Source organism: Streptomyces sp. NBC_01298, from assembly GCF_035978755.1.
Taxonomy (GTDB): Bacteria; Actinomycetota; Actinomycetes; order Streptomycetales; family Streptomycetaceae; genus Streptomyces.
Map to the genome: position 1 here is coordinate 8,430,736 of NZ_CP108414.1, position 20,645 is coordinate 8,451,380.

The 20,645-nt window shown below is 76.6% G+C and carries 8 protein-coding genes; 7 read left to right on the forward strand and 1 reads right to left on the reverse strand.

Annotated elements, in window-relative coordinates; genetic code table 11:
* Nucleotides 1–16: 16 nt before the first annotated feature.
* Nucleotides 17–910, reverse strand: coding sequence for a LysR family transcriptional regulator (locus OG730_RS38550; RefSeq protein ID WP_327308650.1), 894 nt, complete (start codon nt 908–910; stop codon nt 17–19).
* Between the two features lie 530 nt (nt 911–1,440).
* On the opposite strand from OG730_RS38550, the gene OG730_RS38555 reads away from it, so the two are divergent.
* Genes OG730_RS38555 through OG730_RS38585 form a run of 7 tightly spaced genes read left to right on the forward strand, consistent with a single transcriptional unit; the run spans nt 1,441 to nt 20,640 of the window.
* On the forward strand, nt 1,441–10,284 hold the full coding sequence (locus OG730_RS38555) for an SDR family NAD(P)-dependent oxidoreductase (RefSeq protein ID WP_327308651.1): 8,844 nt from the start codon (nt 1,441–1,443) through the stop codon (nt 10,282–10,284).
* The gene (locus tag OG730_RS38560; RefSeq protein ID WP_327308652.1) at nt 10,277–15,079 is read left to right on the forward strand and encodes a polyketide synthase; all 4,803 of its coding nucleotides are present in this window, start codon (nt 10,277–10,279) and stop codon (nt 15,077–15,079) included. Before OG730_RS38555 ends, OG730_RS38560 begins: the two co-directional genes overlap by 8 nt.
* Nucleotides 15,069–15,479 carry an acyl carrier protein gene (locus OG730_RS38565; RefSeq protein WP_327308653.1) on the forward strand — a complete coding sequence of 137 codons (411 nt, stop codon included), beginning with the start codon at nt 15,069–15,071 and terminating at the stop codon, nt 15,477–15,479. Before OG730_RS38560 ends, OG730_RS38565 begins: the two co-directional genes overlap by 11 nt.
* Before the next feature lie 7 nt (nt 15,480–15,486).
* Entirely contained in the window at nt 15,487–16,416 is a 930-nt protein-coding gene (locus OG730_RS38570) for an alpha/beta fold hydrolase (protein WP_327308654.1), read from the forward strand.
* Nucleotides 16,413–17,588 (forward strand): glycosyltransferase, encoded by a 1,176-nt coding sequence (locus OG730_RS38575; RefSeq protein ID WP_327308655.1) that lies wholly within the window; start codon nt 16,413–16,415, stop codon nt 17,586–17,588. The genes OG730_RS38570 and OG730_RS38575 overlap by 4 nt, the downstream gene beginning before the upstream one ends.
* Nucleotides 17,585–19,555, forward strand: a complete 1,971-nt coding sequence (locus tag OG730_RS38580) for a class I SAM-dependent methyltransferase (RefSeq protein ID WP_327308656.1) — start codon at nt 17,585–17,587, stop codon at nt 19,553–19,555. The genes OG730_RS38575 and OG730_RS38580 overlap by 4 nt, the downstream gene beginning before the upstream one ends.
* Nucleotides 19,552–20,640, forward strand: a complete 1,089-nt coding sequence (locus OG730_RS38585) for a galactokinase (protein WP_327308657.1) — start codon at nt 19,552–19,554, stop codon at nt 20,638–20,640. Before OG730_RS38580 ends, OG730_RS38585 begins: the two co-directional genes overlap by 4 nt.
* Nucleotides 20,641–20,645: the final 5 nt, after the last annotated feature.

A 20,645-nucleotide genomic window follows, 5' to 3' on the forward strand; every position in this document is an offset into this window, starting at 1 on the left:
CCCGTGCGGTCACCGATCACCGGGAGGGCTCGCGCACGGGGGCCTTGTGCCGGGCGTGGGCGATGAAGGCGCGGGCCGCGCGGCTGAGCGGCCGGCGGGCGTGCGCGATCCCCACCGGACGCAGGAGGGGCGGGGTGAAGGAACGTATCTCCGCCCTGCTGCCGAAGGCCCGCGCGACCACGTCGCGGTACCAGATGAGGGAGCCGCGGCCGTCGGTCACCCCCGTCACCCAGCCGAGTCGTTCGTCGACCTCCAGACAGGGCACGGGGCGCACGCCCAGACAGCTGAACATGGCCTCCATCTCGGTGCGCCGGCCGGTCCCGGGGGTGGGCAGCACCATGGGCAGTCCGTCGAGTGCGCGGAACGGTAAGGGGTCGGGCAGCGCCGAGCCCACGGGGGAGATGAGGACCACCTCGCGCTCCTGGATGTAGTGGGTGGTGAGGTCCTTGTCGAGGGGGAGATCCACGAGCGCCAACTCGGCCCTGCTCTGAGTGAGTTCCTCGACCACGGCCTCGCGGCTGTCGTACTGGTGGAGTCTGACGTCGAGGCCGGGGTGCCGTTCCGTGAAGGTGTGGACCAGCTCGGAGGCCAGATCGAGGGCCAGGGTGGGTGTGGTCACCATGGACAGGGCGGCCCTGGCGCCCAGTCCGTGAGGAGTGCCGATGTCGTCGATGGCCTCCACCGCGTCGAGCACGGTGCGGGCCAGCCGGACGACCCGGGCCCCTTCCGGTGTGAGGTCCACCCCCCTTCCCCGGCGTGCGAGGAGATCGACCCCGAGGTCGCGCTCCATGGCCTGGACGGCTCGGGACAGGGCGGACTGGGCGACGAAGACGGAGGCCGCCGCGCCGGTGATGGAACGGCAGTCGGCGACGGCGACGAGGTAGCGGAGCTGGGCGAGGGTGGGGGTCATGACCGGACGGTAACCGGGCGAGGGTGTACCTGTAAGAGCGCGACGGGTGAACAACCGACAGACTCCGCAAAGGTGTTCATGCCGGACCGGTGACAACCCATACCCATGCGGCATGAGCCCGGGCGGCGCGGATGCGCCGACCGGCAGGCCACCGACGGGACTTTCGGGTCGTCCGCGTGTCAAAGCCGCAGGTCACGGCGGAGCCGGGAGCGGGGCGACGCTGCGGCCGGGGACCCGCCCGGGCGGGTGGTGGTCGTCCCGAACGTGAAGTGAACGGCTCCGGATGGCCGTTGACAGTGATGGGCCGCCACCGCACGATGCATCCCGGCAACAGGGAATTTGACCAACGCTCAACCCTGTCCCCGCAGAATCGTCCGGCCGTTTCGCGCGTCGCCCACCTCGGAGGTCCAGGGGGAGGGCGCCTCGTCCGCCGTCCTTCCCGCACGACCTTCCCGCGCTTTCCCCGTCTTCCGTCCCGCACCCCGTCTGCGTCATGTCACACAGCACATAGCACTGGAAGAGGAGCGTCCGTGTCCCCCCAGCCCGAGCCGTCCCCCCAGCCTTCACGTGCCCTTCCACCCCAGCAGCCTCCGGCGGCCCCCCGCGCCGCGCGGATCCGGGACGCCGGCCGTGACCTCGTCGTCGCGGTCAGCCCGTTCACGGAGCCCAACCCGCGGATCGTGATCGCCGCCGAACGCGCCGGCTCCCTGGGCCTGCTCGACCTCGGCCGGGACGCCGGGTCCGCGCGGAGCGCCATGGCCGAGGTCGCACGCCGTCTCGGAGGGGCCCGCTACGGGGTACGGGTACCCGCGGGCTGCCCGATCGGGCCCGAGGACCTGCCGGCCGAGGTGGACACCGTGCTGCTCGCCGACCCCGCGGGCCACACCCCGGACGCGGTGGCCGGCTGGGCGGCCGCCGCCGGGCGGCCCCGGGTGTGGGCCGAGATCGCCGATCCGGCCGAGGCGGGGGCCGCGGCGGCGTCGCGGGTCGACGCGCTCGTCGCCAAAGGGCACGAGGGAGGCGGCCGGGTGGGCGGGACCACCACCTTCGTGCTCCTCCAACAGTTGCTCGCGGACCCGGGGTTGGGGCTGCCCGTACGGGCCTGCGGCGGGATCGGGCCGCACACCGCGGCCGCTGCCGTCGCGGGCGGAGCCGCCGGGGTGCTGGTCGACGTACAACTGGCCCTCACGCCCGAGGGGGAGGCCGGGCTGCCCGCCGAAGTGGCCGCGGCCGTACGGGCCATGGACGGTTCCGAGACCAAGCTGCTGGAGGGGCACCGGGTGTACGCGCGCCCCGACCTGACCCCGCCGCCGGGCCCGGTCAGCGCCCTGCTGGGGGCCCGGGACCTGCGCACGCGGCTGCTCCCGGTCGGGCAGGACGGGGCCTCGGCGGCCCGGCTCGCCGCCCGCCACCGGACGACCGGAGGCATCCTCCGGGGCATCCGGTCGGCCGTCGCGGGACACCTGGCGTCCGTCGTACGGGCCCGGCCGCTGGGGGGCGGCCACGGCCCGGGGCAACCGCTCCCGGTGGCGCAGGGGCCGATGACACGGGTCAGCGACCAGGCGGCCTTCGCCGAAGCGGTGGCGGCCGGGGGCGGAGTTCCCTATCTCGCGCTCGCGGTCATGGAGGGGCCACAGGTGCGCCGGCTCCTCGCCGAAACCGCCGAGCGGCTCGGGGAGCGGCCCTGGGGCGTGGGCATGCTCGGCTTCGCCCCGGCCGAACTCCGGGCCGGGCAGCTCGCGGCCGTCGCGGAGGTGCGCCCGCCGTACGCGATCATCGCGGGCGGCAGCCCTGGACAGGCGGCCCCGCTGGAGGCCGCCGGGACCCGGACCCATCTGCACGTGCCCTCGCCCGGCCTGCTGGAGCGGTATCTCGCCGAAGGCGCCCGGCGGTTCGTGTTCGAGGGGCTGGAATGCGGGGGCCACGTCGGGCCGCGAGCCTCGTTCCCGCTCTGGGAGGAGCAGATCGAGCTGCTGCTGTCCTGCCCCGAACCGGCCGCGCTGGACGTGCTGTTCGCGGGCGGGATCCACGACGCCCGCTCCGCGGCGATGGCCGCCGCCGCGGCAGCCCCGCTGGCCGAGCGGGGTGCGCGCATCGGGGTGCTCATGGGCACCGCCTACCTGTTCACCGAGGAGGCGGTGGCGGCCGGCGCGGTCCTTCCCGGCTTCCAGCGGGCGGCACTGGAGTGCGCGGACACCGTACTGCTTCACACCGCGCCCGGACACGCCACCCGCTGCGCGGTCACCCCGTACGCGGACACCTTCGAGGCCACCCGGCAACGGCTCGCGGAGGGCGGCGCCGACCCCCGCGAGGTGTGGGAGGAACTGGAACGGCTCAACCTCGGCAGGCTCCGGATCGCCAGCAAGGGGCTGCGACGCGCGGCCGACGGCTCCGCACTGGAGTCCGTGGGGGAAAAACAGCAGGACGCCGAAGGGCTGTTCATGCTCGGCCAGGCCGCCACCCTGCGCTCCGGCACCACCACGATCTCCGCCCTCCACGCCGAAGTCACCGAGGGCGCGACCGAGTTGCTCGCGCGGCGGGCCCGGGAACTCGCCGGCGAAACCCCCGGTGAAAGCGCGGCCGGCGCGGCGGAGGCGACGTCCGCCGCCGGCGCCCCGCGGCCCGATCTGCTGGACGTCGCCGTCGTCGGCATGGCCTGTGCCTACCCCGGCGCACCGGACCTCGCGGCCTACTGGGCGCGGATCCTGGACGGGAGCGACGCCGTGAGCGAGGTCCCGGCCGAACGCTGGGACCCGGCACTCCACTTCGACCCCGACCCGGCGCGGGCGGGCGAGCGCACCCCGTCCCGCTGGGGAGGCTTCCTCGGGCCGATGCCCTTCGACGCCCTCGCGCACGGCATCCCGCCGGCCTCGCTCGCCGGGATCGAGCCGGTGCAGCTCCTGGCCCTGGAGATCTCGGCACGGGCCCTGGCGGACGCCGGGTACGGCAAGGACCGGGAGTTCGACCGGTCGCGGACCTCCGTCGTCTTCGGCGCCGAGGCCGGCACCGAGCTGGCGGGCGCGTACGGGCTGCGCGCCCTGTACCCCGGATACCTGGGCGAGCTCCCCGCCGCACTGGACGAACAGCTCCCGCGGCTCACCGAGGACTCCTTCCCCGGGGTCCTCGCCAACGTCATCGCGGGCCGGGTCGCCAACCGCCTGGACCTCGGCGGCGCGAACTGCACGGTGGACGCCGCATGCGCCTCCTCGCTGGCCGCACTCGACCTCGCCTGCCGCCAACTGCGCGACGAGGACAGTGACATGGTGCTGTGCGGGGGCGCCGACCTCCACAACGGCATCAACGACTACCTGCTGTTCTCCTCCGTCCGCGCCCTGTCCCCCGGCGGCCGCTGCCGGCCCTTCGACGCGGCCGCCGACGGGATCGCCCTCGGGGAGGGGGTGGGGGCGCTCGTACTGAAGCGGCTCGCCGACGCGGAACGGGACGGCGACCGGGTGTACGCCGTGATCAAGGCGGTCGGAGCCGCCAGCGACGGACGCTCCCTCGGTCTCACCGCACCCCGGCCGGAGGGGCAGCGCAGGGCCCTCGACCGGGCCTACGCACGGGCCGGGATCAGCCCCGGCGAGGTCGGTCTGATCGAGGCGCACGGCACCGGCACCGTGGTCGGCGACACCACCGAACTGGGCGTACTGACCGCACTGTTCACCGAGTCGGGGGCGGAGCCCGGAAGCTGCGCTCTGGGCTCGGTGAAATCGCAGATCGGGCACACCAAGTGCGCGGCCGGCCTGGCCGGACTGATCAAGGCGGTCCGCGCGGTCCACACGGGCGTACGGCCGCCGACCCTGCACCTCGATACCCCGGTCCCCTCCTGGAACGCGCGGACCAGCCCCTTCTCCTTCGACACCGTGGCCCGGCCGTGGGCGGTCCCCGCCGAGCGGCGGATCGCCGGAGTGAGCGCCTTCGGCTTCGGCGGCACGAACTACCACGCGGTGCTGACCGGTTACGCCGGGGCCGAGGAGCCCCGGCACGGGCTGGAGGAATGGCCGGCGGAGCTGTTCTGCTTCCGCGGCGAGGACCGGCGCGCGGCGGGACGGGCCATGGCCCGGCTGGCGGCCCGGCTGGAGGAGAACGACGGGGCCGGCCGCCCGTGGGCGCTGCGGGACCTCGCCGCCGAAGCCGCGGCCGGCGCCGGCGCCGGCGCGGTACGGGTGGCGGTCGTGGCCGCCGACTTGGACGAGCTGGCGGCCCGGCTGGAACGGGCGCGGGACTTCACCCCGGGCGCGGGGGTCCACGTACGGGAGGAATCGGCGGAGCCCGGGCAGGTGGCCTTCCTTTTCCCCGGTCAGGGCAGTCAACGACCGCGAATGCTGGGGGAATTGTTCACGGCGTTCCCCCGGCTGAGGGAACTCCTCGACGAGGCGCCGAGCGCGGTGGTATCCGCCGCGTTCCCTCCCGCCGCCTTCACCGCGCAGGGGCGGGCCGCGCAGCGGGCCGCGGTCACCGACACCCGGATCGCCCAGCCGGCCCTCGGGCTGGCGGGCTCGGCGGCGCACCTGCTGCTGGGGGAGCTGGGCGTACGGCCGGACTGCGTCGCCGGGCACTCGTACGGAGAGCTCACGGCGCTGTGGGCGGCGGGGGTCTGGGACCGGGAGAGCCTGCTGCGGCTGAGCGCGCGCCGGGCCGAGGCCATCCTCGGGGCGGCCGGGACGGAGCCGGGGTCGATGGCGGCGGTGGCGGCCGCGCCGCAGGAGGTGCGGGAGATCGCGGAGCGGGCCGGGTGCGTGGTCGCGAACCACAACGCCCCTCGGCAGTGCGTGATTTCAGGGCCGACGGCCGCCGTGACGGAGGCGGTGGCCGCCCTGGGGGAGGCGGGCATGGCGGCGACGCCGCTCCCCGTCGCCTGCGCGTTCCACAGCGAGGTGGTCGCGGGGGCGGCCACGGCCCTGGCCGAGGAGCTCGCCCGGACGGACCTGTCCGCCGCCACCCTCCCGGTCTGGTCGAACACCACGGCCGGTCCCTACCCGGCGACGGCCGATGCGGTACGCGAACTGGTGGCCCGTCAGGTCGCCGAGCCGGTCCGGTTCGTGGAGCAGGTGGAGCACATGTACGCCGCCGGAGTACGGACCTTCGTGGAGGCCGGGCCGGGCCGGGTCCTCTCCGGCCTGGTCGGGCGCATCCTGCACGACCGGCCGCACACGGTCGTGCCGCTGGACGTGCCGGGTGAGCACGGGCTGCTCCGCCTGGTCACGGCCCTGGCCGAACTGGCCGCGGCGGGTGTGCCGGTGGCACCGGAGAACCTGTTCCGCGGCCGCGCCTCCCGGCTCCCCGAGCGCGCGCCGCGCCGCGCGGGCTGGCTGGTGGACGGCCACCTGGTCCGCACCCGGGACGGCAACCCCGTCCCCGGCGGCCTCCGCCCGGCCCGCCGGATCCACGTCGAGGTAACCGAAGGAAAGGGAGCCCACCAGATGACACACCCGACGAACGGCACCGCCCCGGAGGGGGGTTCAGCCCTCCTGGGTACCCGGGCGAAGGCCGGAGCCGGCCCTTCGGGGGCCGGGGTGGGAGTGGGCCTCGACCCCGCGGGGGCGCACGCGAACGGTGAGGCCGTCCCGTCCGGGGCGCATGCGTACGTGGGCCCCGGCGCCCTGCCGGGCCACGGGAACGGTTGGCCCGGGAGCCAACCGGCTGGGGCTGGGGCTGGGGCCGAGGGCGGGCCGCGGGCGGCGGCCGGTGGCCCTGGGGAGGCCGGCTCGGTCGGGAGCGCCGCCCGGGGGGAGGCGCCGCTGACGGCTGGGAGCGCGGGCGGTGGCTCCGCGAGCCACTGGCAGGGGGTCGCCCCCGGTGGAGGTGGGGACCGGCTGGCGGGTGGGCGACCTGGTGAGGGCGGTTCGGGCGGGCCCGGTCCGGCGGGGGGACCGCTGGGCGGGCCTGTGGATGCGCCCAACGGCCGGGCCGGGGTTCCGTGGGCCGAGAGGGCTTCGGTCCTCCCCGGGGTCGGGGTGCTGGTGGCCGGTTCGGCCGTCGGGGGTGGAGACGGCCGGTACCACGGCAGCGTGAACGGCCGCCCTGCCACGGGCCTCCCGATGGCCGCGGGCTCGCCCGCCGGGGTGGGCGTTCCCTCCGGCCACGTGGCTGCGTACGCCGCACTCGCTCCGGCCGACCGCCGTGAGGAGGCCGTCCTGGAGTATCTCCGCGGGTCGCGCGAACTCGTACAGGCGCAACGGGACGTCATGATCGGCTACTTGGCGTCGACGGCGACGGCACCGTCCTGGAGCGGCCCGGACCCGGCGCCGCCCGGGTACCTCGCCGCAACCGGCCCGGCCCGTGCGGTCCAGCCCTCTCACTTCCGTGGCTACAGGGGCCCACAGGGCGAATGGGTGACCTCGGACGGCGATGTCGGGCAGGGATTCGCGGGCCCGCAGGGTGTGGAGGGTACGCCGGGGACAAACCAGAGCGCAGCTCCGGCCACCCCCTGGGCCGAGCCCCGGCCGGATGGCCGAAGCCTGCCCGCGGGCGCCGATGGGGCCTGGTCCGGGGCCTTCGGCGGGGCCCCGGTGGCTGCGTATTCCGGTGCCGGTGCCGGTGCCGGGGGCTCCGGCCCGTGGCTCACGGACTTCGGCGCCGCGGCTCCGAACGGTGGGGCCGCCGCTTCCGGACCGTCCGGTGGCGGGCAGGCGGGTTCCGGGGTGTTCCCGGGCGCGGCCTCGCCCGCTCACTGGGCCGGGACGGGCCCGGACGGCCAAGGCCTGCCCGGAGGTACCGGTGGAGCCGGCTCCACCGGCCATGGCACGGACCCGGCAGCCCCGCTGTACGGCTTCGCGGACTCCGGCGCATGGTCGGCGGCCGCTCAGGCCGGGGCCTCGGCCGCTGGAGTGCCCGGCGGTCCGGGGACGGCGCCGGGGATGTTCGCGGACGCCGCCTCCGCCCAGGCCCGTGCCGGGTACCGGCCTGACGGCGCAGGCCTTCCGGGCGGCGCGGACGGGCCCTGGTCCGTCGGGAACGGGACCGCGACCCAGGGATCCGGCGGGCCCGGATCGTGGTCAACAGCCCTGGAGGGGAGGGTGGTTGACGGATTCGCCCCGGGTGTGGGGACGCCCGGCGGCCTGGCCGTAGGCGCCGGGATGCCGCACGGTGCGGACTTCGGGGGTGGTGTGGCCGCGGGTTCGGGAATGCCCGGTGGCGTGGACGCAGGTCTGGGGATGCCCGGTGGCGCGGGCCCGGGGGAGGGGGTGTCGGGCGGGCCCGCCTTCGGGGGCGGGGTGCTGGGCGGTGTGCCCGCGGGTGCCGGGATGCCGCACGGTGCGGCCTCGGAGGGCGGCATGTCCACTGATGTGGCCACAGGTTCCGGGATGCCGGCCGGTGCGGTCGCCGGTGCTGGGATGCCCGGCGGCGCGGCCGCAGGCCTCGGGATGCCCGGCGGTGCGGCCCCGGGCGAGGGGCCGGCCGGGGATGGTGGCCCGGGTTTCCGGGAGCCCGGTGGCGCGGCCTCCAGCGCAGGGGGCCCTGGCGGGGCGGCCCCGGGGGGCGGGGGCCTCGGAGGTGTCGCCCCTGGGGTCGGGTTGCCCGGGAGCGGCGGTCGTGCAGGCGCCGTAGGCGGTGGGGGCGTGGCCGGTGGGGGGCCGCGGTCCGCCGAGGAGGTGATGGACGTGATCGTGGAGATCGTCCACACCCGGACCGGGTACCCCCGCGACATGCTCGCTCCCGAACTGGACCTGGAGGCCGACCTCTCCATCGACTCCATCAAGCGGGTCGAGATCATCGGCGCTCTGGCCGACCGGATCGGCCTGCCGCAGGACGCGGCCGGCTCCGCCGAGGACGCGATCGAGGAACTGTCCCGGATCAAAACCCTGCGCGGCATCGTGGACTGGGTCTCCGGCCACACCGCCCGCCCCGAGCCCCCGGCCGCCGAAGCGCCGGCCACGGCCCCGCCCGCGCTCGGCCGCCTCCGGGTGGAACCGCAGGTGCTGCCGGCCGCGCCCGGGGACCCGGAGGTCCTGCGGGGTCTGCGGATCGGGGTCGTCGGGGTCGTCGGGGACGCCGGTGACTTCGGGGAAGCCGGGGACGGCCAGGGCATCGGGGCCGCGGTCACCGGTGCCCTCCGGGCCCAGGGGGTTGACGTGCGGCAACTGGGCCAGGGGGAAGCCGGGTTCGACGCCCTGATCGACCTCTCCGCCCTGCGGCCGGGCGCGCCGCCCGTCCTGCCCGAGGCCTTTCCCGGGCTGAGGCTGGCCCTGACCGGTGGTGTGCACCGGCTCCTCCTGGTCACCGCCCGCGGCGAGGCCGCCGGAGCGGGAGTGCACGGATTCGCCCGCAGCGCCTGCCTCGAATACCCCGGCCGGCTGATCCGTGCCGTGGAGGTCCACTCCAAGGAGGACCCCGAGCGCATCGCGGCGCAGCTGCTCGCCGAGCTGAGCTGCGCACCGGCCGCGGAGCCGACCGCCCCGTCCGCGGAGGCCACCGCACCCGCCTCCGTCGCCTACACCGCCGACGGCCTACGGGTCACCCCCCGGCCGGTGCCCGCACCGCTCGCCCCCGGCGACGGGACACCGCCCCTCGACGCGGACTCGGTGGTCCTGCTCACCGGCGGGGCCCGCGGGATCACCGCCCGGACCGCCCTGGCGCTGGCCCGGGCCACCGGATGCCACGTAGAGCTGATGGGGCGAACGCCTCAACCACCGCCCGAGGCGGATGAGTTCGGGCACGCGGCCGACCGGGTCGCCCTGCGCGCCGCGTTGATCGCCACCGGTCTGCGCACCCCCGCGGAGATCGAGGCCGCGGCCTCGCGGATCCTGGCCGAGCGGGAGGTACGGGCCACCCTGGCGGCCCTCGCGACGGTGGCCGCGTCCGTCGGCTACCACTGCGCGGACGTCACGGACGAGCAGGCGGTACGCGTCGTCGTGGCCGCCGTACGGGCCCGCCACGGCCGACTGGACGGGATCGTGCACGGAGCCGGGACCCTGAACGACGGGCTGCTCCGCGACAAGCAACCGGCCGCCTTCGCCGAGGTGTTCGCAACGAAGGTGACCGGCGCACGACACCTCGCCGCCGCGGCGGCCGAGCACGGCGCGGCTCCCGCGCCCCGCTTCCTCGCCCTGTTCGGCAGCGTCGCGGGCGTGTACGGAAACCGGGGACAGACCGACTACGCCGCCGCCAACGACGCCCTCGACGGCCTCGCGCACCTCTGGGCGGAGAGCTTCCCCGGCCGGGTGCTGTCCATCGACTGGGGCCCCTGGGCCGCCGAGTCGGGCGGGATGGTCAGCCCCGAACTGGCCCGTGCGTACGGCCGCCGCGGCATTCCGCTCATCGACCCGGACGCGGGCGGCGCCGCGTTCCTCGCCGAACTCGCGCACGGGACCGACGTACAGGTGGTCCTGATGGCGGCAGAGGGAGACGAGGGGGGTGAGCGGCGTGCCTGACCGTGACCGACAAGGCCGGGGATCCGGTCAGCGCCGCCACCACCGCGGTCCGCGGCCCACCGACGCGGCGATCGTCGGGATGGGCGCGGTGTTCCCGGGCGCCGCGGACCTCGCCGCCTACCGCCGCAACCTCCTGGCCGGCACCGACTGCATCGGCGACGTCCCGCCCGGGCGCTGGGACCCCGAGGTGTACTACGACCCGGACGGCGCCAACGGACCTGCCTCGGGCGACCGGTTCTACTGCCGGCGCGGGGGCTTCGTGGACGGGCTCGCCGCCTTCGACCCGACCCGGTTCGGCATCATGCCGGCCACCGTGGAAGGCGCCGAACCGGACCAGATGCTCGCCCTGCACGCCACGGCCGAGGCCATCGCCGACGCGGGCGGCGAGGGCCGCCTGCCGGCCGACCGCTCGCGGATCGGGATCGTGCTGGGGCGCGGCGGGTTCATGGGCGTGGCCACCGCCCGGCTCGATCAACGCGTCCGCACCGCGCACCAGTTGGCGCAGACCCTGCGTGAACTCGCGCCCGACCTCGGCGAGCGGCGGATCGCCGCGGTGCGGTCCGCCTTCCAGGAGGCCCTGGGCCCCGAACGCCCCGACGCGTCGATCGGCCTCGTACCGAGCTTCACAGCCGCCCGGACCGCCAACCGGCTCGACTTCCACGGACCGGCCTACACCCTGGACGCGGCCTGCGCCTCCTCCCTGCTGGCGGTGGACCAGGCGGTGGGGCTGCTGGCCGGCGGGCGCTGTGACGCGGTGGTCGCCGGGGCCGTGCACCACTGCCACATCGCCACCCTGTGGAGCGTGTTCACGCAGCTGCGCGCCCTGAGCCCCAGCGAGCGGATCAGGCCCTTCGACCGGCGCGCCGACGGAACCCTGCTGTCCGAGGGCACCGGAGTGGTGCTGCTGAAGCGGCTGGCCGACGCGGAGCGGGACGGCGACCGGATCTACGCGGTGATCCGCGGCACCGGAGTCGCCGGGGACGGCAGGGCGGCGAGCCTGATGAGCCCGCTGGTCGCGGGCCAGGTACGGGCGCTGGAACGGGCCTGGCGGGAGGCGGGTCTCGACCCCCGGGCGCCCGGTGCTCTGGGGCTGCTGGAGGCCCACGGCACCGGGACCCCGGTGGGGGACACGGCCGAACTGGACACCCTGGCCCGGGTGTTCGGACCGTACGCGGGCGGCGGCGACGACGGCGCCGGCGGGGACCGCCCCGCCGGTGACGAGTCCGGCGCCGCCAACGGCCTCGATGCCGGGAACGCCATCGGCTTCGGCTCCGTGAAGTCCATGCTCGGCCACACCATGCAGGCCTCCGGCATGGCCGGACTGATCAAGGCCGCGCTCGCGGTCTACGAGGGGGTGCTGCCGCCGACCCTGCACCTGGAGGAGCCGCACCCCGGCCTGGCCCGGACCCGGATGCGGCCGGTGACGGCGGCCCGGCCCTGGGAACGCGGGCCGGCCCCGCGCCGGGCCGGGGTCAACGCCTTCGGCTTCGGCGGCATCAACGCGCACGTGGTGCTGGAGGAGGCCCCGGACGCCGCGCGACGGACCGCACCCCCGGGCCGTACGACACCCGCGCGACCGGCCGCGCCCGTACGCCGGTTCCTGCCCCTGGGCGGACCGGCCGCACCCGTGGGGGCGCCCGCACGCGAGGAGGTGCTGCTCCTCGCGGCCTCGGACCCGGCCGAACTGTCGGCCCGCCTGTCGTCCGTCTCCGTCTCCGGCTCCTCGGTGTCCGTCTCCGACCCCGGCCACGGCTCCCCGGTGTCCGGCGGTGACGGGCCCTGCCGGCTCGCCGTCGTCGGCCCCACGCCCCAGCGGCTCGCGCTGGCCGCGAAGGCGGTGGCGCGGGGCCGCGCCTGGCGGGGGCGCGGGGAGGTCTGGTTCACGCCCGAACCGCTGGGCGGCCGGCTGGCGTTCCTGTTCCCGGGCCTGGAGCCGGATTTCGCCCCGGCGCTGGACGACGTCGCGGACCGGCTCGGCCTGGAGCGGCCCCGCCTGACCCGGGGCGAGGAGCTCACGGAGCGGGCGCTCGACGCCATCGCGACGGGCCGGTTCCTCGCCCGGGCGCTGCCCGAACTCGGCATCCGTGCCGAGGTGCTGGCGGGCCACAGCCTGGGGGAGTGGGCGGCGATGGTGACCGCCGGGATGTACCGGCAGGACGCGGCCGACACCTTCCTGGACTCGCTGCGACCCGGGTCGGTGAAGGTGCCGGACCTGGTCTACGCGGCGCTTGGATGCGGGACCCGCCGGGCGGAGGCCGCGCTGCACGGACTGGACGGGGTGGCGGTCAGCCACGACAACTGCCCCCACCAGTCGGTGATCTGCGGCGGTCCGGCCGAAGTGGCCACGGCACTGCGACGGTTGAAGACCGAGGGCGTCCTCGGCCAGGAACTCCCCTTCCGTTCCGGCTTCCACACCCCCATGTGGGAGCCCTACCTGGGCCAGGTCCGAGCGGCCTTCGCCCGACTGCCGCTCCAGCCCGGCACCTTGCCCCTCTGGTCGGCGACCACCTGCGCGCCGTTCCCCCCGGAGCCCGAAGCGGTGCGCGAGCTCGTCGTCCGCCATCTGCTGGAGCCGGTCCGCTTCCGCGAGCTGACCCTCCGGCTGTACGAGGACGCCGGCGTCCGCGGCTTCGTCACCCTCGGCCCGGGCAGCCTGCCGGGCTTCGTCGAGGACACCCTGCGCGATCGCCCCCACCTCTCGGTGGCGGCCTCCTCGCCCCGGCTCACCGGCCTCGCCGCCCTGCGGCGGACCTGCGCCGCCCTGTGGACCGAGGGGCACGCCCCGCGCTGGGACCGGCTGGCCCCCCACGGGACGGCAGACCCCGGCCCGGCAGCCGACGTACGGCCGGCGGCGCCCGCGGCCGGGCGCGGCGTGCTCCTGGACCTCGGCTCGCCGCTGGTCCGCCTCGGCGAGGCCGCACGCGCCACCCTCGCGGGACTCCTGCCACAGGCCACCACCCAGGCGACCGCTCCCGGCACCCCGGCCGCCCGCACCGTGCCAGACCCAGTGGCCGCGGAGCCCCGGCCGGTCCTGCTCTCTGCCCTGGACGCGGCCCCGGCCGGAGGAAACACCGACGCGCAGCCGACCGCCCCGCAGCCGACCGCCCCGCAACCAACCGCCCCACAGCCGACCGGCATCCAGCCCGGCCCCGGCACCCACACGCTGCGCCTCTCCCTCGCCACGCTGCCCTACGTGCGCGACCACTGCGTCTACCTGCAGCCCGAGGGGTGGCCGCAGGACTCCGACCGGTTCCCCGTCGTCCCCATGACGACCATGCTGGAGCTGGCGGCCGAAGCCGCCCTGCGGGACGCGCCGCCCGGCCTGGCCGTCATCGGCTACGACCGCGTACGGGCCCTGCGCTGGCTCCCCGTGGAACCGGCCCTCGACGTGGAGGTCACCGTACGGCCCGCCGGGCCGGGCCGCGTGCGCGTCACCCTCGGGGAGTACGCGGACGTGAGCGTGCTGCTCGGCGAGAGGTACGAGCCCCTGCCGGGCCCCGACCCCACCCCGCTGAGCGAGCCGCGGCCGGCCCCGGTCAGCGCCGAGGCCCTCTACCGGGACCGGTGGATGTTCCACGGCCCCCGCTTCGCCGGGGTGCACGAGGTGCGGGCCGTCGGCGCGGACGGCATCCGCGGGGTGCTGCGGGCACTGCCCGACCCGGGCGCGCTGCTCGACGCCGCCGGGCAGCTCTTCGGGCACTGGATGCAGCTGAGGCTCCCCGTGGACCGGCTGGTGTTCCCGGCCACCGTGGACGCCATCCGCTTCTCGGGGCCGCCGCCCTCCCCGTACGAGCTCGTCGGGGCGACGGCCAGGATCCGGGAGGTCCGCGATGTCACCGTGCGCGGTGATGTGGAGCTGCTGCGTGCCGACGGCCGGGTCTGGGCCCGGATCGACGGCTGGACGTACCGGCGTTTCGGCGCCGACGAGCGGGTCTGGCCGATGAAGTTCACCCCGGAGGTCTGCGGCATCGGCGAACCCCGCCCCGGGGGCTGGTGCCTGGCCCGCCGTCGCTGGACCGACCCCGCCTCGCAGGAGCTGGTCATGCGCCGCTACCTCGGCGCCGCCGAGCGCGCGGCCTACGAGCGGCTGGCGCCGCGCGCCCGGGCGCCCTGGCTGCTGGGCCGGATCGCGGCGAAGGACGCCCTGCGCCACCTGCTCTGGGACGGCGGAGCCGGGCCGGTCTTCCCGGCCGAGGTGCCCATCGGCAACGACCCGGCGGGGCGGCCCTTCGCCGGGGGAGAGCTGGCCGGCGGGTTCCACCTGACGATCGCCCACAAGGACCGGATCGCGGTCGCCCTGGCCCACCCCGGACTGCCGGTCGGCATCGACGTGGAACAGGTGACCACCGACCCGGACGCGCTCATCCGCATCGCCCTGGCGCCGGGCGAACTGGGCCTCGCCGAGCGGCTGGCGGCCCGGGAGGGCGCCGGCCTGCCGGCCGCGCTCACCGCACTCTGGTGCGCCAAGGAGGCGGCCGCCAAGGCCGCCGGAACCGGACTCGGAGGCCGCCCGCGCGACTGGCGGACCACCGGCGACCCGGGCTCCGGCGAACTGTGCGTGCTCTCCCCGGACGGGCACCCGTACCCCGTCCGCTTCACCCTTCTCGCGGACGCGCCACTCGACGACCCCGGCCACCTCGGCCAGCCAGGCCACCCCGGCCAGCCAAGCCACCTCGGCCGGCCGGGCACCCAGAGCCACCACCCCGTCCACGTCGTCGCCTGGACCGACCGTTCCGTGCCCCTCTCCCCGTCCCCCGTCCCCTCCCACCTCACGGAGACCAGTCATGGCAGCTGACATCCTCGCCGAGATCACCGGCATGCTCGTGGAGATCGTCGGTGACGAGCACCTCCTCGCGGACGAGGTCACGATGAAGACGACGTTCAACGAGGACCTCGCCCTGGAGAGCATCGAGTTCGTGGCCCTGGCCGAACTCCTGCACCACCGCTACGGCGCCGAAGTCGACCTGATGGGCTTCCTGTCCGAGAAGGACATGGACGGCATCCTGGCCATGTCCGTGGGCGAACTCGTCACGCACATCGGCCGGATCACGCACGCCTCCCTCGCGCACGCCTCCCACGCCTCCCCCGCGCACGCCTCCCCCGCGCACGCCTCCCTCGCCCACGCCTCCCTCGCCCACGCGCCCCTGGCCCGCGCCTCGGCGGGATCCGCCGCCGCACCCGGATCGGACGGCTGATCCCGCCATGGCCTTCGTTCCCGCGGGCGACGTCCGCTTCCACGTCCAACGGCTCCCGGCCACCGCGCCCGCGGCCGGCCCCGACGCGGCCGACCGCCCCGTGGTGGTGTTCCTGCACGGGCTGGTCGTCGACAACCTGTCCTCCTTCTACTGCCCCCTGGCCGTCCCGGTGGCCCGGGCCGGGCACGAGGTGGTCCTCTACGATCTGCGCGGCCACGGCCGTACCGAGCGCCCCGCCACCGGCTACGACAGCCGCACCGCCGTACGGGACCTCTTCGCCCTGCTCGGCGCGCTCGGCCTCGGGCGCCGCCCGGTGCACCTCGTCGGCAACAGCTACGGCGGCACCCTGGCGCTGCACGCGGCCCTCGCCCGGCCCGACCTGGTCGCCGGGCTCACCCTGCTCGAACCCCCGCTCAGCGGGGCCTGGGTGGACAACATGGTGGACACCCTGTCGGCGGCCGCACTCGGCTTGGAGGGCAGCGCCGTACCCGCCGAACTGCTCGCGCTGCGGCTGCGCAAGGCGGCCAACCTCACGGCGATCGCCGACGACCTGCTCAACCGCACGACCCTGATCGACGACGTCGCGGCGAGCCGCACCTTCACCCCGGCTGACTACGCGGGACTGCGCTGCCCCGTCCTGATCGTCTGCGGCGAGCACTCCGAACTGGTCCCGGGAGCAGTGGAACTGGCCCGCCACGCCCCGCACGTGACCGCGGTCGAGATCCTGCCGGGCCTCGGGCACGACGTGCTCAAGGAGAGCAGCGGAGCGCTGCGAGCGGCCGTACTCGCCCACCTCGAGGCGACGGCCACGGCGGGGGCGGGGGCGGGGGAGCACACGGCGACGACGGCGACGACGGCAGCGACGACGGCGGCGACGACGACGGCAGCGACGGCACCCGCACGGTCGCGGTCGCGGGCGGGGGCGCTGGTCCGATGAGGGTGCTCTTCACGGTGCCGCCGCTGGCGGGACACGTCAACCCGACCGTGGCGGTCGGCGGCGAACTGGCCGCCCGCGGCCACGAAGTCGCCTGGACCGGTCCGCCGGGGGCACTGTCACGGCTGCTGCCCGATCACGCCCGGATCCTCTCGTCGGGCGCCGAAGCGGGCGGCGACTACGCCCTGCTCCACGCCCGCTGGCGCGATCTGCGCGGGGTCGGGGCACTGCGGTTCCTCTGGGAGGAGGCGCTGGTCCCCCTGGCCAGGGGGATGCTCCCCGGCGTGGTCCGGGCCGTCGGCGCCTTCCGGCCGGACCTGATCGTCGCCGATCAGCAGGCCCTGGCAGGTCCGGTGGCCGCGCGGGCGCTCGGGGTTCCCTGGGTGACCTCCGCCAGCACCTCGGCCGAACTCACCCTCCCCTTCGCGGACTTCCCGAAGGTCGGCGAGTGGGTGGCCGCGCAGATCGCCGGGCTGCTGGCGGAGTGCGGGGCCGACCCCGAGCCGACGGGCAAGCCGTGGGACCCGCGGTTCTCGGAGCGGCTGGTCCTGGTCTTCTCCAGCCGCGAACTGGTCGGAGGAGAGCGGGAGTTCCCGCCGCACTACGCCTTCGTCGGGCCGGCCTTCGGGGCCCGCCCGCCCGCTCCCGGATTCCCCTGGCAGCAGCTGGATCCGGAGCGGCGACGGGTGCTCGTCTCGCTGGGAACCCTCAACCAGGAGGCCGGGGGCCGGTTCTACGGGGCGGTGCTCGGCGCCGCCGAACGACTCGACAAGGAAGTGCAGTTGATCCTGGCGGCCCCCGCCCCACTGGTCGGATCGGTCCCCGGCAACGTGCTGCTGCGCGACAGCGTCCCGCAGCTGGAGCTGCTCCCACACCTGGACGCGGTCGTCTGCCACGCCGGCCACAACACCGTCTGCGAGGCCCTCGCGCACGGCCTGCCCCTGGTGGTCGCCCCGATCCGCGACGACCAGCCGATCGTCGCCCGGCAAGTGGTGGAGGCCGGAGCCGGGGTCCGGGTGCGGTTCGGCAGGACCAGGGCCGAGGAACTGCGCGACGCGCTGACCGCCGTACTGGACGAACCCGGCCACCGCCGGGGCGCCCGGCGGATCCAGGCCTCATTCGCCGCGGCCGGCGGGGCCGCCGCCGCGGCCGACCGGTTGGAGGAACTCCTGTGACGCCCACCCCGCCCCCTGCCCCCGCCCGGATCCGCCGTGCCGCGCCCCTGCTCCCGCCCGGCGTCCGGTGGACGTCCGTCCTGTTGCTCGCCGCCCTCGGCGCGGGCACCGTGCGTGCCGCCCGCCGGCTGCGGGCCGTCCCGGTGCTGCCCATGGCCGCGTCCACGGAGGCCGGAGTACCGCGCGCCGCCGGGTGGCGGCTGCTCACCGCGGGCGGAGTGGAGCCCGACACGGCCACCTTTCTCGCGGCCCGCGCGCACGCCGACCGGGAGGGACTGCGGGTACTGGACCTGCTGCCCGGGGACCTGCCCACCGAGCGGCTGCTCGGCCTGCTGCGCCTGGTCGACCCGGCCGGCTACCGACAGGACCGGCTCGGCGAGGGGCGCGGGGCCGGCTTCGCCGTGCTCGTCGCCGAGGAGGTGCTCGCCCGGGCCGGGGTGGACCCGGCGGGCCCGGACACCACTCCGGCGGACCTCATGGCGCTGATCCGGTGCGTGAAGGAGTACGCCGCCGACGCCACCGGACTGGCCATCGCGCCCACCCTGAGCTGCGGACCGCTCGCCGCCGGGCGCGGTGCGGCGCGGGCGGCCGAACTGCGGGCCCAGGGACTGCCGCCCGGGGCGCTCGCCGCCGCGCAGCTCGCCGGGCTGGGCCTGCTGGCCGGGGTCGCCGCACGCCAGGGCCGGTGGGGGGCCGCCGCGGCCGGGCTGTACTGGATCCAGCCCTACCTGGCCCTCGGCCGGCCCGGCACACCCCTGCGCCCCGGCGACCTCGCCCGGGCCACGGCCGCCCGGCCGGTCCGGTCCCTCGGCGCGGCCCTGCGTACGGCCGCCGCGACGGCCCGTACCCCGCGCCCTGAGGCCGACCTGCCCGCGAACGGCCGGTCCGGCGCCGCGGAGACGGAGCAGGCCGCCGTCCGGGCCGAGGGGCTCCGCACCGAGTCCGCCCAGGCGTACCGGGCCGAACTGGCCGCCGGGACCGACCGGTTCCTCGAACCGCGCCGCCCGGACTGCCCCTGGTGCGGGTCCCCGAGGCTCACCGTCCGGGTCCGGGTGCCCGACCTGCTCCAGGGCAAGCCGGGCAGGTTCACCCTGGAACAGTGCGGAGCCTGCGGGCACGTCTTCCAGAACCCCCGACTGTCCCCGGAGGGGCTGGAGTTCTACTACCGGGACTTCTACGACGGCCGCGGCGGCGAGGGCGCGGCCACCGTCTTCGGCCGGCTCGGCGCCGCCTACCGCGGCCGGGCCGAGATGCTTCGCCCCCACACCGAGCCCGTGTCCTGGCTCGACGTCGGCACCGGCCACGGCCACTTCTGCAACGCGGCCCGGGCCGTCTGGCCCGACACCCGCTTCGACGGGCTGGACATGGGCGACGGGGTCCGCGAGGCCGAGCGGCGCGGCTGGGTGGAGACCGGATACCAGGGCCAGTTCCCGGAGTTCGCGGTGAAACTCGCCGGCCAGTACGAGGTGGTCAGCATGTACCACTACCTGGAGCACACCCGGGACCCGCTCGCGGAGCTGGACACGGCCGCGGCGGTCCTCGCCCCCGGCGGCTACCTCACCATCGAACTCCCCGACCCCGACTCCCGGATGGCCCGGCTGCTCGGACCGGCCTGGCTGCCCTGGTTCCAGCCGCAGCACCAGCACCTGATCCCCTCCGCGAACCTGCGCGAGGCACTGGCCGACCGGGGCTTCACCGTCCTCGCCGAAGAACACGGGGCCGCCCACCAGGGCAACGACTTCTTCGGCGCGGTGGCCCTGACCGCGACCCGGCTGGCCCCGGACCCGGACCGGCCCTGGGGGCCCCCGGCCACCACCGCCCGGCGCGCCCTCGCCGGAGCCGTACGGGTGGCCGCACTGCCCTGCTTCGCCGCCGCGGCGGTGCTCGACGGGCTGCGCACCGCCGCGGCCCGGCGCATGGACGGCGGCAACGCCTACCGGATGCTGGCCCGCAAGGACCAGCCGTGACGGGCCCCGGCGCGCGCACCGGCCCGGCCCCGGCCCGAGCCACCGGGCTTGCCGAAACCACCTCCGAAACCACCTCCGAATCCACCTCCGAATCCACCTCCGGGCCCGCCATCGGCACGGGTGAACCCGCCACCGGCCCCGAGGCCCCCACCGGAGGGGACCTCGCCCGCCGGGCCACCGCCGACCCGCTCTTCCGCCTGGTCGCCTACGCCCTGGAGGCCGCGCACGGCCGGCCCTCGGCCGCGGTCTGGAGCGCCCCGTACACCTTCCACCTGGGCTCCCCGGGCCTCGTCGCCGCGGCCGGCTGGCCGGTGGCGGCCGCGGCGGCCCCGCGCACGGACGGGCTCGTACGGCTGAGCTCCCTGGCCCACCCGGCGGACGGCTGCGACCTGCCGCTGACCCTCTCCGGGCCGCAGCCCGCCACCCCGGCCTGGGCCGCCGGCCCGTACGCCCTGCTGCGCGCGCTGGCCCGGGCCGGGTACGGCAGGGGCGGGACCGACCTGCACGTGCAGGGCTCCCTCACCGCGGCCGCCGGGCTGGCCACGGAGGAGGCCGCGGCCTGTGCGATCGCGCTCGCGGTGGCCGACGTCCACACACCGCCGGGCGAGGACCCGGACCGGGCGGGGCTCGCCCGGCTGCTGGCGCAGGCGCTGCCGGACGGCGACGACGCCCTGCGCCGGGGCGCCCTCTTCGCCCGCCCGGGCAGGGCCCTGCTGCTCGGCCACGGCACGCCCCGGCCGGAGCCCCGTCGGCGACGCCAGCGGTACGTGGTCTTCGACCCCGCCGCGTCGGGGGCCCGACTGGTGCTGCTGGCCCTGCGGCCGACCTCGGAGCTCGTGCTCGGCGACGGCACGCAGGACCGTACGGCCGAACTGGCCCGGGCCGTCGCGTGCGCCCGCCGGGCCGGGGCCCTGAGCGCCTGGCCGCCCGGGCAGCGACCGGGGCGCAGCGTCCTGGTTCTGCTGCCCGAGGCCCGGCTGGCCGCGGTGCGGGCGGCGGTCGCGGAGGACTTCCGCGACCGGGCCCTGCCCGTGCCCCGGTTCCTGAACATCACCGTCGCGGGCGCGGCCCGCCGCGAGGCGTGAGACCG